Below are 20,908 nucleotides of genomic sequence, written 5' to 3' on the forward strand. Positions count from 1 at the left end.
TTAGCGAAGCCGCACGGTCAGGCCCTGGTGAGGACGAGTGCGGCGTTGTGGCCGCCGAAGCCGAGCGAGGTCTTGACGGCCGCGTCGAACACGCCGGGCCGGGCCTCCTTGCTCACCACTTCGAGCGGGATCTCCGGGTCAGGGGCGTCCAGGTTGACGGTGGGCGGCACGAGTTGGTGCTGGAGGGCCAGCACGGTCAGCGCGGTCTCGATGCCGCCCGCGGCGCCGAGGGTGTGCCCGGTCATCGCCTTCGTGGACGTGACGAGCGGGTGCGTGCCGAGCACCCGGCGCAGCATCACCGTCTCGATCAGGTCGTTCGCGACGGTCGAGGTGCCGTGCGCGTTGACGTGGCCGATGTCCGCCGCGCCGATACCGGCGTCCGCGAGGGCGGCGCGCAGGGCCCGTTCGATGCCGAGGCCCTCCGGGTCGGGGGCGACGGCGGAGTACGCGTCGCTGGACGCGCCGTAGCCGGCGACGTGCGCACGGACGGTGGCGCCCCGTGCGCGGGCGTGCTCGGGGCGCTCCATCACGAGGAGCCCGGCGCCCTCACCGACGACGAAGCCGTCGCGGTGGGTGTCGAAGGGGCGGCAGGCGGACTCGGGGTCGTCCCGGCGGGTAGAGACGGCCTTCAACTGGCAGGCGCTGGCGATCAGCAGCCGGGAGCAGACGGATTCGGCGCCGCCCGCGACGACGATGTCGCAGGCTCCGGTGCGCAGCATCTGGTGTGCGGTGCCGATGGCGACGGTGCCGGAGGAGCAGGCGGTGGAGACGGCCTGGCTGGGTCCGTGTGCGCCGAGATCGGTCGCGACGCTGCTGGCGGCGCCGTTGACGACGGTGAGCGGGGCGAGTTTGGGCGAGACCCGGCGGGCGCCGCGCTCGGTGAGGGCGGCGTGCTGCTGGTCGTAGAAGGGCAGTCCGCCGTGGGCGGAGCCGATGACGACGGCGACGCGGGAGCTGTCCCAGACCGAGGGGTCGAGTCCGGCGTCGGCGACGGCCTCGCGGGCGGCAATCACGGCGAGCTGCGAGAAGCGGTCCATGAGCCGTTGGGTCGCCACGCCGAGGATCGCCCTGGTGTCGAGGCCGGTGACGGTGTACATGAAGTCGCAGGGCAAGTCGTGGAGTTCGGGCAGGTGCGGGACCGAGGGCGCGGTGGCGGCCTCCGAGACCCCGCGCCAGGTGGCGTCGGCGCCGACGCCCGCGGCGGTGACGAGGCCGATGCCGGTGACGGCGGCGGCGAACGGCTCGGGGCGGTACCGGCCGGTCACGCGGCGGCCTTGGCGCGTACCGCGTCGACCAGTTGGCCGACGGTGTCGCGCGAGGTGAGCTGGACGTCGTCCAGGTCGACGCCCATCCGGTCCTCGATGAGGAGCCGCAGTTCCTCCAGGGCCAGGGAATCCAGCCTGAGCTGACGGAGCGACACTTCGGGGCGGATCGCCACGGGATCGGTTCCGAAGTTCGCCACCAGCAAGGTGCTGATCTCGTCTGCCGTGCTCATGGGCACTCCTCCGCTGTCGTACGCGGTGACGCCTTGCCGCGTGAGAGGTCACACTGCCGTCGGGGGACGCCGGCCGGTCCGGAGGGACCCTTTATACGCCCTGCGGGAGGCGGCTCCGCTCCGCGTTCCCCCGTGCGGTGGGGGTGCGGCGCAGGTGTACGAATCCCCCGGCTCACGGACCGGGACCGGCCGTCGGCGGACACCGGGCGCGCGCGCCGGCATCAGGACATCAACTCCATTGGAGTGAAAGCGAGTTCGACACGCCGAACGCTGATTGTCATGCCCTAGACAGGTAGATAATCTGAGCGGGCTTCGCGGCCCCGGCCCACCCCACCCCGGGCCCGGGGGCCGCTCTCCTCCCCCACAGAGCAGGAGCAGGTATGCCCAGCCGCCCGGCAGCCCACACCAAGGCCCGCGCATCCGTGCTGGCGGCCCTCACCGCCACCGTCCTGACCGTCACCGGCGCCCCCGCCCTCGCCGCGCCGGACCCCGGCCACCCGCTCAGCCGGGCCTTCGAGCGGGCGGCGGACCGGTTCGGCGTACCGCGCGATCTGCTCGCCGCCGTCGGATACGGCGAGAGCCACCTCGACGGCCACGCCGGACTCCCCAGCCAGGCGAACGGCTACGGCGTGATGCACCTCGTCAGCAACCCCTCGAACCGAACCCTGGAGCGGGCCGCCGCCCTCACCGGCGAACCCCTGGCCGACCTCCGCACCGACACCGCCGCCAACGTCCTGGGCGGCGCCGCGGTGCTGCGCGGCTACGCGGACAAGCTGGGCCTGGACGCCCGGGACCGGGCCGACATCGACGCCTGGTACCCGGCCGTCGCCCGCTACAGCGGCACCGGGGGCCCGGCCGCCGCCCTCTATGCCGACACCGTCTACACCTTCCTGGCGGACGGGCTCGACGCCCTCACCCCGGACGGCGAACGGATCTCGGTGACCGGCCGGCCGGTCTCCCCGCACAAAGGCTCGCTCGCCGCCTCGGAGCCGGGCGTCCGCAGCGCCGACTACCCGGCCGCGCTCTGGGTCCCGGCCGATCCGGCCAACTTCGCCACCGGCCGCTCGGCGGCGATCGACAAGGTGATCATCCACGTCACGCAGGGCTCGTACGCGGGCTCGATCAGCTGGTTCCAGAACCCCGCCTCCCAGGTGAGCTCGCACTACGTGGTGCGCTCTTCCGACGGCCAGATCACCCAGATGGTCCGCGACAGCGACACCGCGTACCACGCGCGCAGCGCCAACTCCTCCGCGCTCGGCATCGAGCACGAGGGGTTCATCGACGACCCGTCCTGGTTCACCGACTCGATGTACCGCTCCTCCGCCGCCCTGACCGCGTACCTGTGCGACCGGTACGGAATCCCGAAGGACCGGGCGCACATCATCGGCCACAGCGAGACGCCGGGCAACGACCACACCGACCCCGGCCCGAACTGGGACTGGACGCGCTACATGCAGCTGGTGGCCGGGAACACCGGGGGCGGCACCACCCCCGACGGGCTGAGCTTCGCCGCGTACGCCGTCCAGCGCAGCGGCTCGACGGGTGCGCAGGTCAAGGCGGTCCAGCAGCTGCTGAACGAACAGGGCCAGGCGGCGGGAGCGGCCGACGGCAGCTTCGGCCCGGCCACCGAGGGGGCGGTGACGGCCTATCAGGCGGCGCACGGGCTGGACCCGGACGGCGTCGTGGGTGCCAGGACCTGGACCGCGCTGCTGTCGGCCGGCCCGACGACGACGCTCCGCGAGGGCGCCTCCGGCGACGCCGTGAAGCGGCTCCAGCGCGCGCTGACCGCGACGCTCGGCTCGTCCGCCGCCATCGACGGGAGCTTCGGCCCCGCGACGACGACGGCGGTGCGCGGCTACCAGACGAGCCACGGCCTGACGGCGGACGGCGTGGTGGGACCGGACACCTGGGCGGCGCTGCAAGCGGGCCGCTGACGGTCCCGGCCACGGCCGGGGGGCCTGGCCCGGCGCCCCAGACCCGGCCGGGGGCGGGGCCCGGCGCCCCGCCCCCGCGTCGTGTTCCGGTGTCAGGAACGGAGACCGAGCCGGTCGGCCCAGTCCGCTACCGCCGCGCCGATCAGCTCAGGCCGGTCCTCGGGCGTGTGATGCCCCGCGACGGCCTGCGAACGCACGGTCTCCAGTCCGGCGATGTTCGCCTCGCACCACTGAATGATCCCCTCGTGCATCATCGCTCCCGGGCCGGGCCGGAAGGTGAGCAGGAGCTTGGGCACGTCCGTACTGGTCGTCAGCCAACGGCCGTACGCCTCGACCCTGGCCACGACGTCGGCGGGCTCACCGCCCAGCGGCATCGAGCGCGGCCACCGCAGGAGCGGCAGCCGGCTCTCGCGCGTCGGGTACGGCTTGCGGTAGACGTCCAGGTCGCCCTGGGTGAGACCGGTGGCGACCGTGCCGGGGAGCGCCTGTTCGATGAAGGCGTTGTCGTCGAGAATCATGGCCTCGCCGACGCCTTCCGCCTTGATCGCCCGGAACAGCTCCCGGCCGCCTTCGGGGAACTCCTCCCAGGACATCGGCTTGACGATGGTCTCGGTGAACGCGATCCCGCGCACCCGGTGCGGGTGGCGTGCGGCCCAGTCGAAGGCGAGGGCGCCGCCCCAGTCGTGCCCGACCAGGATGACGTCCTGGAGGCCGAGCGTGTCGAACCAGGCGTCCAGGTACCGGGAGTGGTCGGCGAAGGTGTAGTCGATGCCGGGTTTGCCCGACTCCCCCATGCCGATGAGATCGGGGGCCAGCAGCCGTCCGGGCCCCACGGCGGGCATGACGTCGCGCCACAGGTACGACGAGGTCGGGTTGCCGTGCAGGAAGACGACCGGCGTTCCGGAGCCGGACTCACGGTGGTGCATGGTCGAGTCGAGGATGCGCTGAACAGGCACTGTTCCAGTCCTTCGTCGGAGTTCGGCGCGCTCACCGGAAGGCGGCGGCGTTGCGTTCGGCCCACTGGCCGAAGGTGCCCGGCGCCCGGCCCAGGACGCGTTCGACATCGGGGCTCACCCGCTGTTCGGCCTCGGTCGGCTCCCCCAGGATGGCCAGGGTGCCCTCGACCACGGGCAGCGGCATGAACCGCGCCATCTGCGCGTGGGCCTGCGCGCGCGTCTGCTCGGTGAAGCGCACCGGTTCGCCCAGCGCGGCGCCGATGGCGGCCGCCCGCTCGCGCGGCGTCGTGGCCGCGGGACCGGTCAGCGTGTACGTGGCCCCGGTGTGCGGACCCCCGCGCAGCACGGCCGCCGCGACCTCCGCGACATCGTGGGGGTCGACGAAGGGGAGCGCCACATCACCGAAGGGCGCCTCCGCCTCCCGCCGGGTGCGGATCGACTCGGCCCAGGCGAACGCGTTGGTGGCCATCCCGCCCGAGCGCAGGATCGTCCGGTCGAGTCCGGACCCGCGCACCGCCGTCTCGAACCTGTCCGGGTGCCCATAGGCCTCGGGGCGCGTCTGAACGCCCTGCGAGGACAGCAGCACCACCCGGCGGATCCCGGCGGCCACCGCCTGCTCCAGGATGCCGTCCGGATCCTCACCGGCCACCAGCAGGAAGAGCGCGTCCGCACCGTCGAAAGCGTCTTTCAGACCGGCCGGTTCGGCGAGGTCGGCGGCCACCGCCCGCACTCCGGACGGCACATCGGCGTCGGTGATGTGCCGGGCCACGGCGGTCACCGGCACCCGCGCCTCGCACAGCGTCCACACCAGATCCCGTCCGACGTTCCCGGTCGCACCTGTCACCACGATCATGCCGATCTCCCCGCTCAGAAATGAGTTAGTCAGCTGACTAACTTCTGGGACGAGAAGTTAGCACAGTCCGGCAGCCGGATGTCTATAGTGAGTCGGGTGACTGACTCAGTGGATTCTCCGCACCCCCGCGCCAAGTCGGCGGGCAAGCGGCAGCGGCTGACGGCCGCCACCGCCCAGGTCCTGCACGAGCAGGGCGTGGAGCGCACGACCATCGCCGACATCGCCCGCGCCGCAGATGTTCCGGCAGGCAACGTGTACTACTACTTCAAGACGAAGGACGAGCTGGTCGAGGCCGCCCTGGCCGAACACACCGGCCACCTGGAGGAGCTCACCGGCCTCCTCGACAGGCTTCCGGACCCGCGCGAGCGCCTCAAAGGCCTCATCGACGCGTGGGTCGGACAGCGGGAGACCACGGCCCGCTACGGCTGCCCCACGGGCACCCTGGCCGTCGAGCTCGACAAGCGGACCGGCAACGGCCTCGACCTCGCGGCCGGTCAGGTCATCCGCCTGCTGCTGGACTGGGTCGGACAGCAGTACCGCCAGCTCGGCGCGGCCGACCCCGAGGGCCTCGCGCTGACGTTCGTCGGCGCCTATCAGGGCATGTCCCTGCTCTCCAACGCCCTGCGGGACCCGGAGATCATGACGCGCGAGGGAGCCCGCCTCGTGCGCGAGCTGGACAGCCTGGACCGGGACCGGAACGGGTGATCAGGAAACGCCGGGCGGGGGCCGCCTGGCGATGAGCGCGCGGTGGGCGATGCGCGCCGGCCCCGCGCGGCGGTCAGCGCGCCGAGGGCTTCTCCGCCCGCTCGTACCGCAGTTCCACGACCCCGTTGCCGAAGGTCCCGGTGGACGCGAGCCGCAGCGGGGTCATGGTGTCCGACAACGGGAACATCGGCTTGCCCCGGCCGATGAGGACCGGGTGGACGTAGACCCAGTACTCGTCGATCAGGTCGAGCGCCGCGAAGGACGCGGCCAGACCGGCGCCGCCGAGTGCCAGGTCGCCGCCGGGCTGCTCCTTGAGCGCCATGACCTCTTCCGGGACGACGTCGTGGACGACGGTGGTGTTCCAGTCGGCCCGCTGGAGGGTCCGTGAGTAGACGCACTTCGGCATGTCCCGCCAGATGACGGCGAACTCGGCCATCGGCCCCGCGTTGGCCGGGTCCTGGTCGGCGGTGGGCCAGAAGTCCGCCATCAGTTCGTGGACGACCCGGCCGTGCAGGAAGCCGCCCATCGCGGCGAGCCGCTCGTTGAAGGCGCGGTGCAGCTCGTCGTCGACCTGATGCCAGGCAAGGTCCTTGTCCGGACTCTCGATATAGCCGTCGAGGGACATCGACATGAAATAGATGACCTTGCGCATCGCGAACCTCACCGGTCGAAGGCGTCGGAATCAGGGACGGGTCGGCGGAACGAATCCGACATTACCGGGCAGCCGTCGACGGGGGCGGCAGGATACGGCGACCACTTGACGGGCCACGGGCGCGCCGCGTAGATCTTCCGGGAAGAGCCGGATCACGAAGGGCCGCGCGGTCCGCCCGGCCCACAGCGGCCCAGGGCGTGTGCGGCGGATCATGGCCGGGGGCGCGGCGTCTGGCACGGCACCTCGCCGCGTTGCCGAAACGCCCCAATAGCTCCGCTATCGAGACGCTCCGGCGCCTTGCGATGCACCGCACCAGACACCGCGCCCTATCCGACCCTGATCCGCCGCACGCGCCCTAGAGGAGTCCCATGGTGAGAATCGGAACGGCACGCGCCGCCGCGGTCCGCTGGGTGGCCGCCCACGCCCGCCCCACAGCCGGGTACCGGGGGGCGTACTTCAGCGGGTCGACCGTCGGCCGGCCGGACGGAGCCGAGCTGGCGCCCTCCTCCGACGTCGATGTCGTGGTCGTCACGGCGCAGGACGAACCGCCCGCCAAGCCCGGCAAACTCCGTTACGAGGGCGTCCTGCTGGAGATCTCCTACGTGCCGTGGGCCGAGCTGCGCGACCCGGCGGCGGTGCTCTCCTCGTACCATCTGGCCGGCAGCTTCCGGCTCGACACGGTCATCGACGATCCCACCGGCCGGCTGCGCGCCCTGTACGCGGAGGTCTCGCCCAGGTTCGCGGGGCGGAGCTGGGCGCGCCGCCGGTGCCTGGACGCCCGGCACCGGGTGGAGAGCCGCCTTGCCGCGTTCGACGACGCCGCGCCCTTCCACGAGCAGGTGCCGGCCTGGATGTTCCCCACCGGGGTCACCACGCACGTCCTGCTGGTCGCCGCCCTGCGCAACCCCACCGTCCGGCTGCGCTACCCGGCGGTGCGCGACGTCCTGACCGACCACGGGCGGCCGGAGCTCTACCCGGAGCTGCTGGGACTGCTCGGCTGCGCGGACGTCCCCGAGCGGCGGGTGCGGCACCATCTGGGAGAGCTGGTCCGGACGTTCGACGCCACGGTCCCGGTCGCGCGCACGCCGTTCTTCTTCAGCAGCGACCTCACCGCGCAGGCCCGTCCCATCGCCGTCGACGGCAGCCTCGAACTCCTGGACCGGGGCGACCACCGCGAGGCGGTCTTCTGGATCGTCGCGACCCTCGCCCGCTGCCACGCGGTGCTGGCCGTGGACGCCCCCGCACTGCACGCGGCGCGGCTGCCCGCGTTCGAGGCGGCCGTCGCGGGTCTCACCGGGATCACCGGCACCGCCGACATCCTGGCCCGCCGTGCGGAGGTGACCCGGTTCCTGCCCCGGCTGTGGGCGGCGGCGGAAGACGTGATGGCGGCCGAACCGGGCATCAGCGGGGAGGCCGGAAATTCACCGCCGCCGCGCCGCACGGTCTGATAATTTGCCCGCATGATGCCTCCTCGTGCGTAGGACCCCGCACTGACCGCACCCGGCCCCCGGGTGCGGCACTCCGGTGTCCCCGCATGCCCGCGGCGCCGTGTTCCGGCGCCGCCCTCACGAGGAATGTCATCGTGCTCACCTCTCCTTGCGCGCCCACGCGCGCCCCTTCGTACGCCACTGTCCTGCGTACCCCCCATGCCGCACGCACCTTCGGCGCCGCCCTGCTCGGGCGGCTCTCCTACGGGATCGTCCCGCTCGCCATGCTGCTCGCGATCAAGGACGCCACCGGTTCGTACTCCGCGGCGGGCGGCGCCATGGCGCTGTTCGGTGCCGCCAGCGTGTTCCTCTCCCCCGCCCGTGCCGCGCTGATCGACCGGTACGGGCCGCGCCGGGCCCTGCCGCCGATGGCCGGGCTCTACGCGGCGGCGCTCTGCGCACTCGCCCTCGCCACCTGGCGGCCGGGCGCCCCGCCCCTCGCCCTGGGGGCGCTCGCCGTGACGGCCGGTGTCTGCACTCCGCCGCTGGGCCCGGTCATGCGGACGCTGTGGAGCGGTCTCGTCCCGGACCGGGAACTCCTGCGGCGCGCGTACAGCCTGGACGGCGTTGCGGAGGAACTGCTCTACGTCACCGGCCCGTTGCTGGTGGGCCTGATCGTCCGGGCCGGCCGGCCCTCGGCCGCGGTCCTGGCCGGTGCCGTGCTGGTCGTCGTGGGGACGCTCGCGCTGGTGTCGTCACCGGTGGTGCCCCGCGGACACGCGAACGCGAAGACGGCCCCGGCAGAGGCGCCCGCCGCTCCCCGGCCTGTCCTGCGCACCAGCCCCGCCCTGCGCCGCACCGCGCTGGTGACGGCCTCTGTGGGGATCTGCCTCGGGGCGCTCGAACTGCTGGTGGTGGCCTTCACCGAGCAGCGCGGCCAAGCCGCGGCGGTGTCCTGGGTGCTGGCCGCCCTCTCGGCGGGGAGCGCCGTCGGCGGTCTGGTGTACGGGGCGGTCCGGTGGAAGTCCGCGAACCGTACGCGGCTGGCGGCGGCTGCCGCGGGGATGGCGGCGGCGCTGGCGGTCGCCGGTCTCTCGCCCCGGCTGTACCTGCTGGCCGCCGCCGTCGCGGTCGCCGGGCTGTTCGTCGGACCGGTCCTCACGACCGGGTACCTGATCGCGGACGAGTCCGTGGATCCCGCCCGGCGCACCCAGGCGGGTGCCTGGGTCAACACCTCGTTCAACGCCGGGGCCTCGGCCGGCACCGCGGCGGTCGGGGCGCTCGTCGGGCGGCTGCCGCTCGCGCTGTGCTTCGCCCTGGCGGCGGCGCCGGCGCTGCTGTGTGCGGGGGCGTCGGTGTGCCCGTGGGGCCGACGGGCCGGTGGGGCCCGCTCCCGCCGCTGACCGTCAGGGGCTGAGCCAGGACTCCCAGACCTGGCTCAGTTCCGCCTCGACGGCCGGCGCCACCGTGTCCAGCAGCCGCACCTGCGCGCCGGGTCCGGCCAGGTCCATCCGGTAGGGGTGCGCGGGTCCGGGCGGCGTCGCGCCGAACACGGCGACCGAGCCGATGACGCGGTTCGGACCCAGGAGCCCCGGCAGTTCGCGCACCTCCGGGTCTGTGAGGTCGAGGTCCTCGACCAGCAGCTCCTGGTCCTCGGACGTCACCCGGGTGGTGGCCCGGATCCGCCCGCCGCGCTCCCCGGAGCGGCCCAGGACCAGGGTGTCGCGCCACAGCATCCGGGCCCCGGACGCCAGCCGGGCGTCCATCGCGCGTTCGACGTCCGCCCCGCCGGCCACCACGAACGGCAGCCCGTGCCAGCTGAGTTCGGCGCCCTCCGCGAGGTCGACGCGGGCCCGCCAACGGGCGGAGCCGCCCCGGTGGTCGTAGGCGACGAGTCCGGCCGGCTCGACCAGTTCCAGGTGCGCGCCCGGACCGACCGAGATGTGCAGGGCCAGTTCGTCGCCGGCGAGGAGTCCGGCCCGGATGCCGACCAGGGCGATCCGGATCCGGCCGGGGTGCGGCAGCAGCGGGCGGGGGGCGAGGAAGGCGCCGTCGCGCAGTTCGCGGGCGAGGTGGCGGCCGTCGCCGTCGCGCTCCACGGCGACGGCCGTCGCGTCGCTCACGAGTGGCTGTGCGGCGCCATCGGGCCGGGGTCGGTGGGGACGTGGGTGCCCGAGCGGTGACGGGCCAGCAGGGACCGTACCCAGTCCGCGAGTCCGGCGACGGAGGCCGGGTCCTTCTTGGAGAGGGCGAGGACGGGAAGCCCGGCTCGGGCCTCCTCCGCGTCCGCGACCATGGCGGCGACGTCGACCTCCACGTAGGAGGCCAGGTCGGTCTTGTTGACGATCAGGAGGTCGGCGCCGGTGATGCCGGGGCCGCCCTTGCGCGCGACGTCGCCGCCGCCCGCCACGTCGATGCAGAAGAGCTGGGCGTCGGCCAGGGCGGGGCTGAAGGTGGCCGTGAGGTTGTCGCCGCCGCTCTCGATGAGCACCAGGTCCAGCGGGCCGTACGCCTCCTCCAGGTCCTCGACGGCGTCGAGGTTGGCGCTGACGTCGTCGCGGATCGCGGTGTGCGGGCAGGCGCCGGTCTCGACGGCGCGGATGCGCTCTGTGGGCAGTACGCCCGCCGAGCGCAGGAAGCGGGCGTCCTCGTCGGTGTAGATGTCGTTGGTGACCACCGCCATGGAGAGTTCGCCGGCGAGCTCCCGGCACAGGGTGGCCAGGATCGAGCTCTTTCCGGTGCCGACCGGTCCCGCGACGCCCAGGCGCAGGGCCCGTGGCTGGTTCAGCGGCTCGTGGAAGTGGGGGTTGGGCTGCTGTCCGGTGGTGGTCTCGTTCTCAGGCAAGGAAGAGTCTCCGTTCGCGTCGTGCGTGTTCGAGCGCCCACTGTTCGGTGAGCGCGGCGGTACGGGCGGGCAGTTGTTCAGGGGTCCGGACGGCGAGGGCCTCGGCCGCCGCCGCAGCGGCGGCGGGTTCCGCGTCGAGGATCCAGGCGACCGAGTCGAGCGGGTCGCCGGGCAGGAGTTTCAGCGCGGCGGACGCGACGGTCTGGAGCTCGTCGTAGACGACGGCGTGCGCCAGCTCCTCCTCCGAGACGTTCAGTACGGCTCCGAGCGCGCCGAGCGCGACCGGCCGCAGGGGGCGGGGGCGCATGGCCGCCAGTGCGGTGACCGCCGGATGGCCGGGGGCGAGGCGCCGGGCGAGCCGGTGCACGCCCCGGCCGAGGGTCACCGAGGTCTCGCGCTGCGGGGCGGCCGGGGTCCGTGCGGCCAGCGCCCGTTGCACGGGCCCGTAGTCGACCGGCTCGCGCAGCGCGGCCCGCAGGGCGAGGACGGCGGCGGCCGCCTCGGTGCGGGCGGTGGTGTGCAGCCGGGCCTTGAGCAGTGCGGGGACGCGGTCTCGGGTGAGGCCCGCGACGACGGCGGGTTCGAGCCCTGCGCTGTAGGTGTACGCGCCGACCGGGAGCCGTCCGTCGCCCAGCAGCAGGGATGCCAGTGCGCCCATCAGAGCCCCATCAGAACATGGAGTACAGCTGGGCCAGCGGCAGTTCGGTGGCGGGCGACGGTTCGACGAGCTCGCCGTCGATGTGGATGGCGAAGGTCTCCGGGTCCACCTGGATGTCGGGGAGCGCGGTGTTGTTCGGCAGGTCCGCCTTGGTGAGGTGGCGGGTGGGGCGTACGGCGACCAGTTCGCGCTCCAGGCCGAGGCGTTCGGCGAGGCCGTCGGCCAGGGCGGCCGGGGCGACGAAGCTGACCGAGAGGTGCGGGGCGGCTCCGGCGGCGGCGGTGGGGCGCAGCAGTACGGGCTGGGTGGTGGGGATCGCGGCGTTCGCGTCGCCCAGCGGGGCGTACACCACCATGCCGCCCTTGATCACGGCGGCGGGGCGGATGCCGAAGAACGCGGGGTCCCAGAGCACCAGGTCGGCCAGTTTGCCGGGTTCGACGGAGCCGATGACGTGGTCGATGCCGTGGGCGACGGCCGGGCAGATCGTGTACTTGGCGACGTAGCGGCGGGCCCGTTCGTTGTCGGCGGGCAGTGCGCTGTCCCGGTCGCCGTAGCGCTGTTTCATCACGTGGGCGACCTGCCAGGTGCGGCAGATGACCTCACCGATGCGGCCCATGGCCTGGGCGTCGGAGGAGGTGATGGAGAGGGCGCCCATGTCGTGCAGGATGTCCTCGGCCGCGATGGTGCTCGCCCGGATGCGGGACTCCGCGAAGGCGAGGTCCTCGGGGACGCGCGGGTTGAGGTGGTGGCAGACCATCAGCATGTCGAGGTGTTCGTCGACGGTGTTGACGGTGTGCGGGAGCGTCGGGTTGGTGGACGCGGGGAGGATGTTGGGGTGCGAGGCGACGGTGATGATGTCGGGTGCGTGGCCGCCGCCCGCGCCCTCGGCGTGGAAGACGTGGATACCGCGTCCGGCGATGGCGTCGAGTGTCCCTTCGACGAATCCGGCCTCGTTGAGGCTGTCGCCGTGCAGGGCGACCTGGAGGCCGTAGGCGTCGGCGGCCTTCAGCGCGGCGTCGATGGCGGCGGGGGTGGCGCCCCAGTCCTCGTGGACCTTGTAGCCGCCCGCGCCGCCGAGCGCGGCCTCGCGCAGGGCGTCCGCGCCGACGGTGGAACCTTTCCCGAACAGCATGATGTTGAGCGGGACGCGGTCCAAGGACCGGTGCATCATCGCGAGGTTCCAGGCGCCGGGGGTGACGGTGGTGGCCTTGGACCCCTCGGTGGCTCCGGTGCCGCCGCCGATGACCGTGGTGGTGCCGGTGGCCAGGGCCTCGTGGAGGGTCTCCGGCATCAGGAAGTGGACGTGGGTGTCGACGGCTCCGGCGGTCAGGATGCGGCCCTCGCCGGAGACGACGTCGGTGCCGGGGCCGATCACCAGCTCGGGGTGGACGCCGTCGCCGGTGTCGGGGTTGCCGGAGCGGCCGAGGGCGACGATGCGGCCGGCCCTGATGCCGATGTCCGTCTTGACGATGCCCCAGTGGTCCAGGACCACGACGTTGGTGATGACGAGGTCGAGGGCGCCGTCCGCGCGTGGGGTGGTGGCCTGGCCCATCGATTCGCGGATGGACTTGCCGCCGCCGAAGACCGCCTCGTCGCCGCCGAAGCAGCGGTCCTCCTCGACCTCGATCCAGAGGTCGGTGTCGGCGAGCCGGATGCGGTCGCCGGTGGTGGGGCCGTAGAACGCCGCGTAGGCGGCGCGGGTCAGTTGTGCCATGTCACACGCCTTCCGTTGCGGTGTTCGGTGCGCCCCTGGACCAGGGCGCGGTGCGGACGACGATGCCGGGCACCGTGGCGCGTCCGCCGAGTTCGACGAGGGTGATCTCCGCGCCGACGCCGGGCTCGAAGCGCAGTGAGGTGCCGGACGGGATATCGAGGCGGAATCCCTCGGTCTGCGGCCGGTCGAAGGAAAGTGCGGGATTCACGTCGAAGAAATGGAAATGCGATCCGATCTGAATGGGGCGGTCCCCGTCGTTCACTACGGTGAGATGCAATGCGCGGCGTTTTGAATTCAGGTGGACCACGCCGGGTCCGGTGCGGATCTCGCCGGGGATCATGGGATCGGTGAGGTGATCGTGACGAGCTTGCGCCCGTCCGGGAAGGTCGCTTCGACCTGGACGTCGTGCAGCATCTCGGGAACGCCTTCGAGCACGTCAGCGCGGGTGAGCACGGACCGGCCCAGGGTCATGAGGTCGACGACGCGGGCCCCTTCCCTGGCACGTTCCATCGCCCAGCAGGCGAGCAGGGCGACGGCCTCGGGGTAGTTCAGACGTACGCCGCGCTCCCGGCGGTCGCGGGCAACCATTCCGGCGACGCTCAGCAGCAATTTCTCCGTGTCGGACGGAGTGAGAAACATGGGAAACCTCCATGGCGGCAGTCCCCGGAATTCCCGGAATCGCCTTGGCCACATCCCTCTTATAAGCCTCCGGATGGCGCCGTGGCAACTTGCACCGCACCGCAAAAAGTCCCTTTCTTACGTCATGACCGAATATATACGGGCAAAGCAGACAAATTTTGGTCATCGTCGGACCATGCGAAAGGCGGCCGCACACCCCCGGTCCGGGGGTGTGCGGCCGCCTCAAGAAAGGAGCTCAGCAGGTCACTTCAGGCCGAAGGCCCGGTCACTTCAGGCCGAAGGCCCGGATGATCTCCTGGTCCACGGTGAAGCCGCTGCCGGCCTCGGCGTGCGCCTTGAGCGAAACCGCGATGGCACCCTTCTTCGGGGTCTTGAACCGGGCGGTCCAGGAACCGGCCGAGTCCTTCTTCAGCTGCACCGCGCTCCAGGTCTCCCCGTCGTCGTAGCTGACCGACAGCGAAGCCTTCGACGCCTTCACAGCGCCCTCCAGCCACTCCTGCGTGGTGGACGAGAGACCGATCTCGGTCGTCTTCCCGGCCTTCACGTCACCGGCCAGGTCGGTCTTGACGTCGTAGTCCAGCTGGAGGAGCGGGATGTCGGCCTGCTCCGGCCCGGACGGGTCGAGCGCGCCCGAGAGGAAGTTCCACTCGGTGTGCGTACGGATCGAGGTCTTCCAGGTCGCCGCGGAGCGCGAGGCGTCGATCGCCAGCCGGTAGGGGAGCTTCTCGGGCGAGAGGTCCCCCACGTAGCCCGCGCGCCCGGCCGACTTGCTGAGCTGGGTGTCGCCCTGGAAGAAGGCGATGGTGCCGCTGTCGTACTCCTTGTCGGGCATCGAGCCGGAGTGGCCCGCCCCGGAGTCCGTCCACGGCGTGATGTTGAACTGCATGTCGTTGTACGAGGAGCGGAACGGGCCCCAGTAGCCGGTGCCCAGCCTCGGGTGGCTGACCGGCGCGAACCACGAGGCCCGGTAGCTGCCGCCCGCCCGGTAGTCCAGGTTGCCGCTGCGCTCCTCCAGCGCGGTGTCCGATCCCTCGTCGTTGAAGACCGAGTGGTCCTCGTACCAGAACGAGTCGCCGGGCAGCGGATTGACCCACTCCGAGCGGGTGCCGGGGAACTTCTCGTACTCGGCGAAGCCGATGCCGGGGCCGTAGTCCGGGATGTCGTAGCGGTAGCCGCCGCCGACGACGTCGCGGTTGCCGTAGAAGGTGTTCTCCACCTTCGCCAGCTGACGGACGGACGGGGCGAAGGCCAGCGAGCGGTCCGGGATCGTGCCGTTGTGGCGGTCGACCAGGTCGTACATGTAGCGCGCGAACTTCCGCTGCTGGACGGTCAGCTTCCTGCCGCGCTGCGCGGCCTTGACGAGTCGCTCACCGGCCAGGCGCTGGGCGGTGGCGACGGGGATGGCCGCCGTGCTGCCGTCGCTGGTGTAGGACTCCATCAGCACGCCGTCACCGTCGTTGACGACGAAGAGCGCCTTCGCCCCGGCGGCGACCGCGTTGGCGAGCCGGTCTGCGGGGGACACCGTGTCGCTGCGGCGGACGACGACGGCCTTGTCCTTGGCCTTGAGGCCCCGGTAGTCGGCGGCGGCGCCGTTGCCCGCGAAGACGCTGCCGAGCTTCTTCCTGCTGTCCTCGGCCAGAGCCGATCCGCCCTGCACGGCGACCGGCACGTCATGGCCGTCGGCCGTCAGGTCGAGGAGCTTCTCGCCCTGCCGCCAGCGGGTCAGGAAGGAGAAGCTGCCCTCGGTGACCTTCTTGGTCGGGCTCGCCCACAGCTGGTCGTACGTCAGCGGGATCTGGTACGCGTCCCGCTGGAGGGTGCCGTCCGGCGCGGTGCGCGCCATGTCGTAGCGCAGCTGGCGGGTCTCGGTCTCCTTCGGCGTCCTCACGCCGACCTTGTGGGCCTTGGAGGCGTCGAGGGTGACCTTCGTCGACTTGTCGAGAATGATCTCGGGGGCCGCCAGGAAGGCGAGGGCCCGCGAGTCGGCGGTGTCGCCCTTGATGTCGGCGGTGGTCCAGGCGGTGTAGTTGCCCGGGGGCAGCCGCAGCGTCGTGTCACCCGCCACCGGAACGACGGACAGCTGCGGGTCTCCGAGGGCGGCGATGACGATCTGTCCGTCCATCGGCTTGCCCGCGCGGTCACGCAGTTCCATCTTCAGGTCGTAGAGCTCCTGCTCCTTGTTGAGCGCGAAGCCGGTGTGCGCGACGGTGGCGCCCGTGGCGTCCTTCGCGACGACCTGCCCGGAGAAGGTGGTGTTGTTCGCGACCTTCGTCGGGTCGAGCGAGAGGACGGCCTGCGCGGTCGAACCGGCCGGGACGGTCAGCTGCTTCACCGACAGCGTGTAGGCGTCGGCGTCCGTGTCGGTCGCCAGGTCCAGCGTGACGTCCTTGTCCCCGGTGTTGCGGTAGGTGATGGTGCGCTCGGTGACCGGGTCCGAGTCGGAGTGCGGCCAGTCGTAGGACGCGGCCGCGACGGAACCGGTGGCCTCGATCGTGGTGTCGATCGCCGCCTTCACGTCGAGCCGGCCGGTGCCCTGCTCGTACGGGGTGTAGTCCGGCAGTTCCTTCGAGGAGGTCATCAGCGCGTCCTTGATGCGCTGACCGGACCAGTCGGGGTGACGCTCCTTCACGATGGCGGCCGCGCCCGCGACATGGGGCGTCGCCATCGACGTACCGGACATCGACTGGTACATGCCCTCGATGCCCGGCACCGACTGCGAGGCGGCGGCGTTGATGTCGACGCCCGGCGCGGAGAGGTCCGGCTTCAGGCCGTGGCTGCCGGTCAGCGGGCCCATGGAGGAGAACTCCGCGCGGTTGTCCTGCTTGTCGACGGCGGCGATGGTGAGCGCCTTGTCCGCAGAGCCCGGCGAGCCGATGGTGCCCGCGCCGTAGGCGTTGCCCGCCGCGATCACGAAGAGCGGACCGCCGTCGGCCGAGAGGGAGTTCACCGCCTGCGACATCGGGTCCGAGCCGTCGTCCGGCACATCGGAGCCCAGGCTCATGGAGACGACGTCGGCGCCCTCCGCCTTGGCCCACTCCATCGCCTCGATGATCCCGGAGTCCGCGCCGGAGCCCTCGTTGCTCAGCACCTTGCCGACGATCAGGTCCGCCCCGGGCGCGACGCCCTTGTTGACGCCGTCGGAGGCGGCACCGGAGCCCGCGATGGTGGAGGCGACGTGCGTGCCGTGGCCGTTCTTGTCGTCGACCTCCTCGCCGGGCACGAAGCTCTTCGACTCCAGGACCCGGTCCTTGACGTCCGGGTGGTCGGCGTCGATTCCGGTGTCCAGGACGGCGACCTTGGAGCCCTTGCCGTCGTAGCCGGCGGCCCACGCCTGCGGGGCGTTGACCTGCGGGACGGAGTCCTTCAGCGCGGCCTCGACCCGGCCGTCGAGCCAGAGCTTCGCGATGCCGTTGTCCAGCGAACGGGCCTCCGGCGTGGCGGCGATGTCGTCCCAGAAGGCGCGGGTGGTGGCCTTGGCCGCCTTCAGGGCCGCGCCGTGGATGCTCTCCAGCTTGCGGACCGTCTTGCTGCCCCGGGGTGCGGCGGGCAGCGAACGGGCCTTGCTCGCCGGGTAGGTGGCGATGAGCGGGATACCGCCGGACTTCTCGTCGTCGTAGCCCATCTTCGCCAGCACGGTGACGTTGAAGAGCCGGCGGTCCAGCTTGCCGGCGGCGATCAGGGCGGCCGCCTCGTCGGGCAGGACGTAGATGTCGTCGCCCGCCTGCTGGACGTGCACGCCGCCCGCCGCGCCGTCGGGGCGGTCCACGGTGACGGTGTCCTGCTTCCCGGCGCCGTCGGTGTAGTGCACGACGTCCCCGGTGAGCAAGGTGATGTCGTGGCTCTTGACCGGGGTGGCCGGGTGTCCGGTGGCCGCGGCGGCGGTGCCGGTGGCGGGGAGCAGCGCGCCGCTCACCAGGGCGACGGAGGTCGCTATGAGGAGGGCTCTGCGCCCCGCACGAGCGGGTCTCGCCCTGCCGGAGGCAGTGGAGGGGGTGAATGTCATGCAGCTGATCTAAAGGTAAATCACGGGCTGCGGTGGGGTTCACCCCTGGCGTGAATGTGCCGTGGCGGCAACCCGCCGGTCTGCGCGGACGGCCGCGAGGGGCGGGTTCAGGCCACTGATGCCATCCGCCCGGCGGGCGGCGCGGTTGCGTTGTGGTGGATCGGGGTATGGGCGCCGGTCAGCGGGACGCCGGTGCCGCCGCGCCGGTCCGCGATGATCTCCGCGGCGATCGACAGGGCGGTCTCCTCCGGCGTCCGGGCGCCCAGGTCGAGCCCGATCGGGGAGCGCAGCCGGGCCAGTTCGAGTTCGGTGACCCCGGCTTCACGCAGCCGTTCGTTGCGTTCCAGATGGGTGCGGCGCGAGCCCATCGCGCCGACATAGGCGACGGGCGTCTTCAACGCGGCCTGGAGCAGCGGGATATCGAACTTGGCGTCGTGGGTGAGCACGCACAGGACGGTACGGGCGTCGACGGCGGTCGCGGCCAGATAGCGGTGCGGCCACTCGATGACCAGCTCGTCCGCCTCCGGGAACCTGGCCTTCGTGGCGAAGACGGGGCGGGCGTCGCACACCGTGACGTGGTAGCCGAGGAACTTCCCGGCCCGCACCAGCGCGGCGGCGAAGTCGATGGCCCCGAACACGATCATCCGGGGCGGCGGGACGCTGGACTCGACGAGCAGCGTGAGCGGCTGCCCGCAGAGCGAGCCGTCGGCGCCGAGGGTGATGGAGCCGGTGCGGCCCGCGTCCAGCATCGCGCGGGCCTCGGCCGCGACGGTGCGGTCGAGCTCGGGGTGTCCCCCGAGCCCGCCCTCGTGACCGGGCCCCCCGAGCCCGCCCTCGTGGGCGCCGTCCGGCCGGACCAGCAGGGGCCGGCCGAGGAGTTCGGCGGGCCCCTCCGTGACCCTGGCCACCGCGGCCGCCTCCCCCCGGGCGGCCGCGGCGAGCGCGGCGGCGTACACCGGCCGGGCCGGGTCGTCCGCCCGGACCGGTGTCACCAGGATGTCGATGACGCCGCCGCAGGTCAGGCCGACCGCGAAGGCGTCCTCGTCGCTGTAGCCGAACCGCTCCCGGACGGTGCTGCCGTCTTCGAGGGCCTGTTGGCACAGTTCGTACACCGCGCCCTCCACACATCCGCCGGAGACGGAGCCGATCACCGTGCCGTCGCGGTCGACGGCCAGTGCGGCGCCCGGCTGCCTCGGCGCGCTGCCCCCGACGGCCACGACGGTGGCCACCGCGAATTCGCGGCCCTGCCCGGCCCATCGGTCGAGCTCCTCGGCGATGTCCAGCATCTCGGTCTCCTTGACGGATGTGTGAAGGGAGGGCGTCAGCTGACGCCCAGCCAGCTTTCGAGCGGGTGGAGCGCGAAGTAGACGACGAAGATCACCGTCAGCCCCCACATGAAGGCCCCGACCTCGCGGGCCCGGCCCTGGGCGACCTTGATCGCGACCCAGGAGATGACACCCGCCGCCACACCGGTGGTGATGGTGTACGTGAACGGCATCAGGACCACGGTCAGGAAGACCGGGATGGCGACGGCGCGGTCGCTCCAGTCCACGTGGCGGGCGTTCTGCATCATCATGGCGCCGATGACGACCAGGGCGGCGGAGGCCACCTCGGCCGGCACGATCGCCGTGAGCGGGGTGAAGAAGAGACAGGCCGCGAAGAAGAGGCCGGTGACGACGGAGGCGAGCCCGGTCCGGGCACCTTCCCCGACCCCGGTCGCGGACTCCACGAAGACCGTCTGCCCGGAGCCGCCGGCGACGCCGCCGATCGCACCGCCCGCGCCGTCGATGAACAGCGCCTTGGACAGTCCCGGCATCCGGCCCTTGTCGTCGGCCAGCTTGGCCTCCGTACCGACACCGATGATGGTGGCCATCGCGTCGAAGAAGCCCGCCAGTACGAGGGTGAAGACGATGAAGCCGACGGTCATCGCGCCGACGTCGCCCCAGCCGCCGAACTGGACGTCCCCGAAGAGCGAGAAGTCCGGGTTGGAGACCGCGGAGCCCTTGAGCTCGGGCGGGCCGCTGCTCCAGATCTTCGGGTCGACGTCGGCGAGCTTGTTGATCACGATGGCGACCACGGTGCCGACGACGATGCCGATGAGGATCGCGCCGGGGATGTTGCGGGCCTGGAGCATGAAGATGAGGAGCAGCGTCACCGCGAAGATGAGGACGGGCCAGCCGGCGAGTTCACCGGTCGGGCCGAGGGACACCGGGGTGGCGGTGCCCTTGCCCACGAATCCGGCCTTGTAGAGGCCGATGAGCGCGATGAACAGGCCGATTCCCATGGTGATGCCGTGCTTCAGCGCGAGTGGGATCGCGTTCATGATCAGCTCACGCAGACCGGTGACCACCAGGAGGCAGATCACCAGTCCGTACATCACGCACATGCCCATGGCCTGCGGCCAGGACATTTCGGGGGCGACCTGCGAGGACAGGACGCCGGAGACGCTGAGCCCCGCGGCGAGCGCGAGGGGGACCTTGCCGACGAACCCCATCAGCAGGGTGGTCGCCGCCGCCGCGAGCGCGGTCGCGGTGATCAGTCCCGGCTGGCTGAGGATGTTGCCGTCGACGTCCTTGCCGCCGAGGATGAGCGGGTTGAGCAGCAGGATGTATGCCATGGCCATGAAGGTCGTGACACCGCCGCGCACTTCGCGTGCGACGGTCGATCCGCGCTCGGATATGTGAAAGTACCGGTCGAGCCATGATCTGCCGGCGGGGACGCGCGAGCCGGGGCCCGCTTCCTCCGCGGTGGTCGTGGGCTCCACTGACTGCTGGGTCATGATGCCTGACTCCCAAGGTTCACAGGGGCACCCGCGATGGAGATTCAAGATGCGGGATTTGGGATGACTGCGCGGGCGGCACGACCCGGGGGACGGCCCGAGACGAACTGTTCATGCAGAGTGGATGTACGGGTACTGCGGTCCTTCTGTGGTTCCGGTCAAGAGCCGCGAGCGGTGCGGAGCTCGGTTTCTCCGGGCGGTGCGGGCGGCGGAAGTGTGACGTTCCCTGACGCGCGCACCGCCCGGAG

General features: G+C 72.1%; 17 protein-coding genes and 1 pseudogene. 4 read left to right on the forward strand and 14 right to left on the reverse strand.

Annotation, left to right across the window (positions count from 1 at the left end; translation table 11 throughout):
- Positions 1-17 precede the first annotated feature (17 nt).
- Both ACZ601_RS05520 and ACZ601_RS05525 read right to left on the reverse strand, forming a co-directional pair.
- Positions 18-1,265: a beta-ketoacyl-[acyl-carrier-protein] synthase family protein gene (locus ACZ601_RS05520; RefSeq protein ID WP_469533262.1), complete on the reverse strand. Its 1,248-nt coding sequence runs from the start codon at positions 1,263-1,265 to the stop codon at positions 18-20.
- Positions 1,262-1,495: an acyl carrier protein gene (locus ACZ601_RS05525; protein ID WP_073735036.1), complete on the reverse strand. Its 234-nt coding sequence runs from the start codon at positions 1,493-1,495 to the stop codon at positions 1,262-1,264. The genes ACZ601_RS05520 and ACZ601_RS05525 overlap by 4 nt, the downstream gene beginning before the upstream one ends.
- Before the next feature lie 380 nt (positions 1,496-1,875).
- Here ACZ601_RS05525 and ACZ601_RS05530 point away from each other — a divergent pair, with 380 nt between their 5' ends.
- Entirely contained in the window at positions 1,876-3,429 is a 1,554-nt protein-coding gene (locus tag ACZ601_RS05530) for a peptidoglycan-binding protein (RefSeq protein WP_469533265.1), read from the forward strand.
- A gap of 92 nt (positions 3,430-3,521) precedes the next feature.
- Here the strand turns inward: ACZ601_RS05530 and ACZ601_RS05535 are convergent, their stop codons facing one another.
- Positions 3,522-4,385 (reverse strand): haloalkane dehalogenase, encoded by an 864-nt coding sequence (locus ACZ601_RS05535; protein WP_469533268.1) that lies wholly within the window; start codon positions 4,383-4,385, stop codon positions 3,522-3,524.
- A 31-nt stretch (positions 4,386-4,416) separates the two neighbouring features.
- The gene (locus ACZ601_RS05540) at positions 4,417-5,238 is read right to left on the reverse strand and encodes an SDR family oxidoreductase (protein WP_469533271.1); all 822 of its coding nucleotides are present in this window, start codon (positions 5,236-5,238) and stop codon (positions 4,417-4,419) included.
- 96 nt (positions 5,239-5,334) lie between these two features.
- Here ACZ601_RS05540 and ACZ601_RS05545 point away from each other — a divergent pair, with 96 nt between their 5' ends.
- Entirely contained in the window at positions 5,335-5,943 is a 609-nt protein-coding gene (locus ACZ601_RS05545; RefSeq protein WP_469533274.1) for a TetR/AcrR family transcriptional regulator, read from the forward strand.
- 73 nt (positions 5,944-6,016) lie between these two features.
- Here ACZ601_RS05545 and ACZ601_RS05550 read toward each other — a convergent pair whose 3' ends face one another.
- A complete protein-coding gene (locus ACZ601_RS05550; RefSeq protein WP_469533276.1) occupies positions 6,017-6,595 on the reverse strand; it encodes a dihydrofolate reductase family protein in 579 nt (192 codons plus the stop codon).
- 371 nt (positions 6,596-6,966) lie between these two features.
- Between ACZ601_RS05550 and ACZ601_RS05555 the strand changes: the two genes are divergently transcribed.
- The gene (locus tag ACZ601_RS05555; protein ID WP_469533882.1) at positions 6,967-8,043 is read left to right on the forward strand and encodes a hypothetical protein; all 1,077 of its coding nucleotides are present in this window, start codon (positions 6,967-6,969) and stop codon (positions 8,041-8,043) included.
- A 134-nt stretch (positions 8,044-8,177) separates the two neighbouring features.
- Entirely contained in the window at positions 8,178-9,425 is a 1,248-nt protein-coding gene (locus ACZ601_RS05560; RefSeq protein WP_469533279.1) for an MFS transporter, read from the forward strand.
- Positions 9,426-9,428: 3 nt separating this feature from the next.
- Here the strand turns inward: ACZ601_RS05560 and ACZ601_RS05565 are convergent.
- The 9 genes and pseudogenes from ACZ601_RS05565 to ACZ601_RS05605 all read right to left on the reverse strand — a co-directional run.
- Positions 9,429-10,133, reverse strand: a pseudogene (locus tag ACZ601_RS05565) (urease accessory protein UreD); the annotation flags it as partial.
- 8 nt (positions 10,134-10,141) lie between these two features.
- Complete coding sequence (gene ureG, locus ACZ601_RS05570; protein ID WP_469533884.1) at positions 10,142-10,810, reverse strand: urease accessory protein UreG; 669 nt, start codon at positions 10,808-10,810, stop codon at positions 10,142-10,144.
- A 49-nt stretch (positions 10,811-10,859) separates the two neighbouring features.
- On the reverse strand, positions 10,860-11,525 hold the full coding sequence (locus ACZ601_RS05575) for an urease accessory protein UreF (RefSeq protein ID WP_469533281.1): 666 nt from the start codon (positions 11,523-11,525) through the stop codon (positions 10,860-10,862).
- Between the two features lie 10 nt (positions 11,526-11,535).
- Positions 11,536-13,239, reverse strand: coding sequence for an urease subunit alpha (locus tag ACZ601_RS05580; protein WP_469533283.1), 1,704 nt, complete (start codon positions 13,237-13,239; stop codon positions 11,536-11,538).
- Between the two features lies 1 nt (position 13,240).
- Positions 13,241-13,579 (reverse strand): urease subunit beta, encoded by a 339-nt coding sequence (locus tag ACZ601_RS05585; RefSeq protein ID WP_469533286.1) that lies wholly within the window; start codon positions 13,577-13,579, stop codon positions 13,241-13,243.
- Positions 13,576-13,878 carry an urease subunit gamma gene (locus ACZ601_RS05590; RefSeq protein WP_440573689.1) on the reverse strand — a complete coding sequence of 101 codons (303 nt, stop codon included), beginning with the start codon at positions 13,876-13,878 and terminating at the stop codon, positions 13,576-13,578. Before ACZ601_RS05590 ends, ACZ601_RS05585 begins: the two co-directional genes overlap by 4 nt.
- Before the next feature lie 265 nt (positions 13,879-14,143).
- Positions 14,144-17,881 (reverse strand): S8 family serine peptidase, encoded by a 3,738-nt coding sequence (locus ACZ601_RS05595; protein ID WP_469533289.1) that lies wholly within the window; start codon positions 17,879-17,881, stop codon positions 14,144-14,146.
- A 107-nt stretch (positions 17,882-17,988) separates the two neighbouring features.
- A complete protein-coding gene (locus ACZ601_RS05600) occupies positions 17,989-19,167 on the reverse strand; it encodes an XdhC family protein (protein ID WP_469533292.1) in 1,179 nt (392 codons plus the stop codon).
- A 35-nt stretch (positions 19,168-19,202) separates the two neighbouring features.
- On the reverse strand, positions 19,203-20,660 hold the full coding sequence (locus tag ACZ601_RS05605; protein WP_469533294.1) for an NCS2 family permease: 1,458 nt from the start codon (positions 20,658-20,660) through the stop codon (positions 19,203-19,205).
- Between the last annotated feature and the right edge of the window lie 248 nt (positions 20,661-20,908).

The organism is Streptomyces sp. NPDC104307, from assembly GCF_055584045.1.

Coding starts and splice junctions, on each gene's coding strand:
- ACZ601_RS05525 (WP_073735036.1), bottom strand. CDS start 1,495: ATGAGCACGGCAGACGAGATCAGCACCTTGCTGGTGGCGAACTTCGGA.
- ACZ601_RS05530 (WP_469533265.1), top strand. CDS start 1,876: ATGCCCAGCCGCCCGGCAGCCCACACCAAGGCCCGCGCATCCGTGCTG.
- ACZ601_RS05540 (WP_469533271.1), bottom strand. CDS start 5,238: ATGATCGTGGTGACAGGTGCGACCGGGAACGTCGGACGGGATCTGGTG.
- ACZ601_RS05550 (WP_469533276.1), bottom strand. CDS start 6,595: ATGCGCAAGGTCATCTATTTCATGTCGATGTCCCTCGACGGCTATATC.
- ACZ601_RS05575 (WP_469533281.1), bottom strand. CDS start 11,525: ATGGGCGCACTGGCATCCCTGCTGCTGGGCGACGGACGGCTCCCGGTC.
- ACZ601_RS05580 (WP_469533283.1), bottom strand. CDS start 13,239: ATGGCACAACTGACCCGCGCCGCCTACGCGGCGTTCTACGGCCCCACC.
- ACZ601_RS05585 (WP_469533286.1), bottom strand. CDS start 13,579: ATGATCCCCGGCGAGATCCGCACCGGACCCGGCGTGGTCCACCTGAAT.
- ACZ601_RS05590 (WP_440573689.1), bottom strand. CDS start 13,878: ATGTTTCTCACTCCGTCCGACACGGAGAAATTGCTGCTGAGCGTCGCC.
- ACZ601_RS05595 (WP_469533289.1), bottom strand. CDS start 17,881: ATGACATTCACCCCCTCCACTGCCTCCGGCAGGGCGAGACCCGCTCGT.
- ACZ601_RS05600 (WP_469533292.1), bottom strand. CDS start 19,167: ATGCTGGACATCGCCGAGGAGCTCGACCGATGGGCCGGGCAGGGCCGC.
- ACZ601_RS05605 (WP_469533294.1), bottom strand. CDS start 20,660: ATGACCCAGCAGTCAGTGGAGCCCACGACCACCGCGGAGGAAGCGGGC.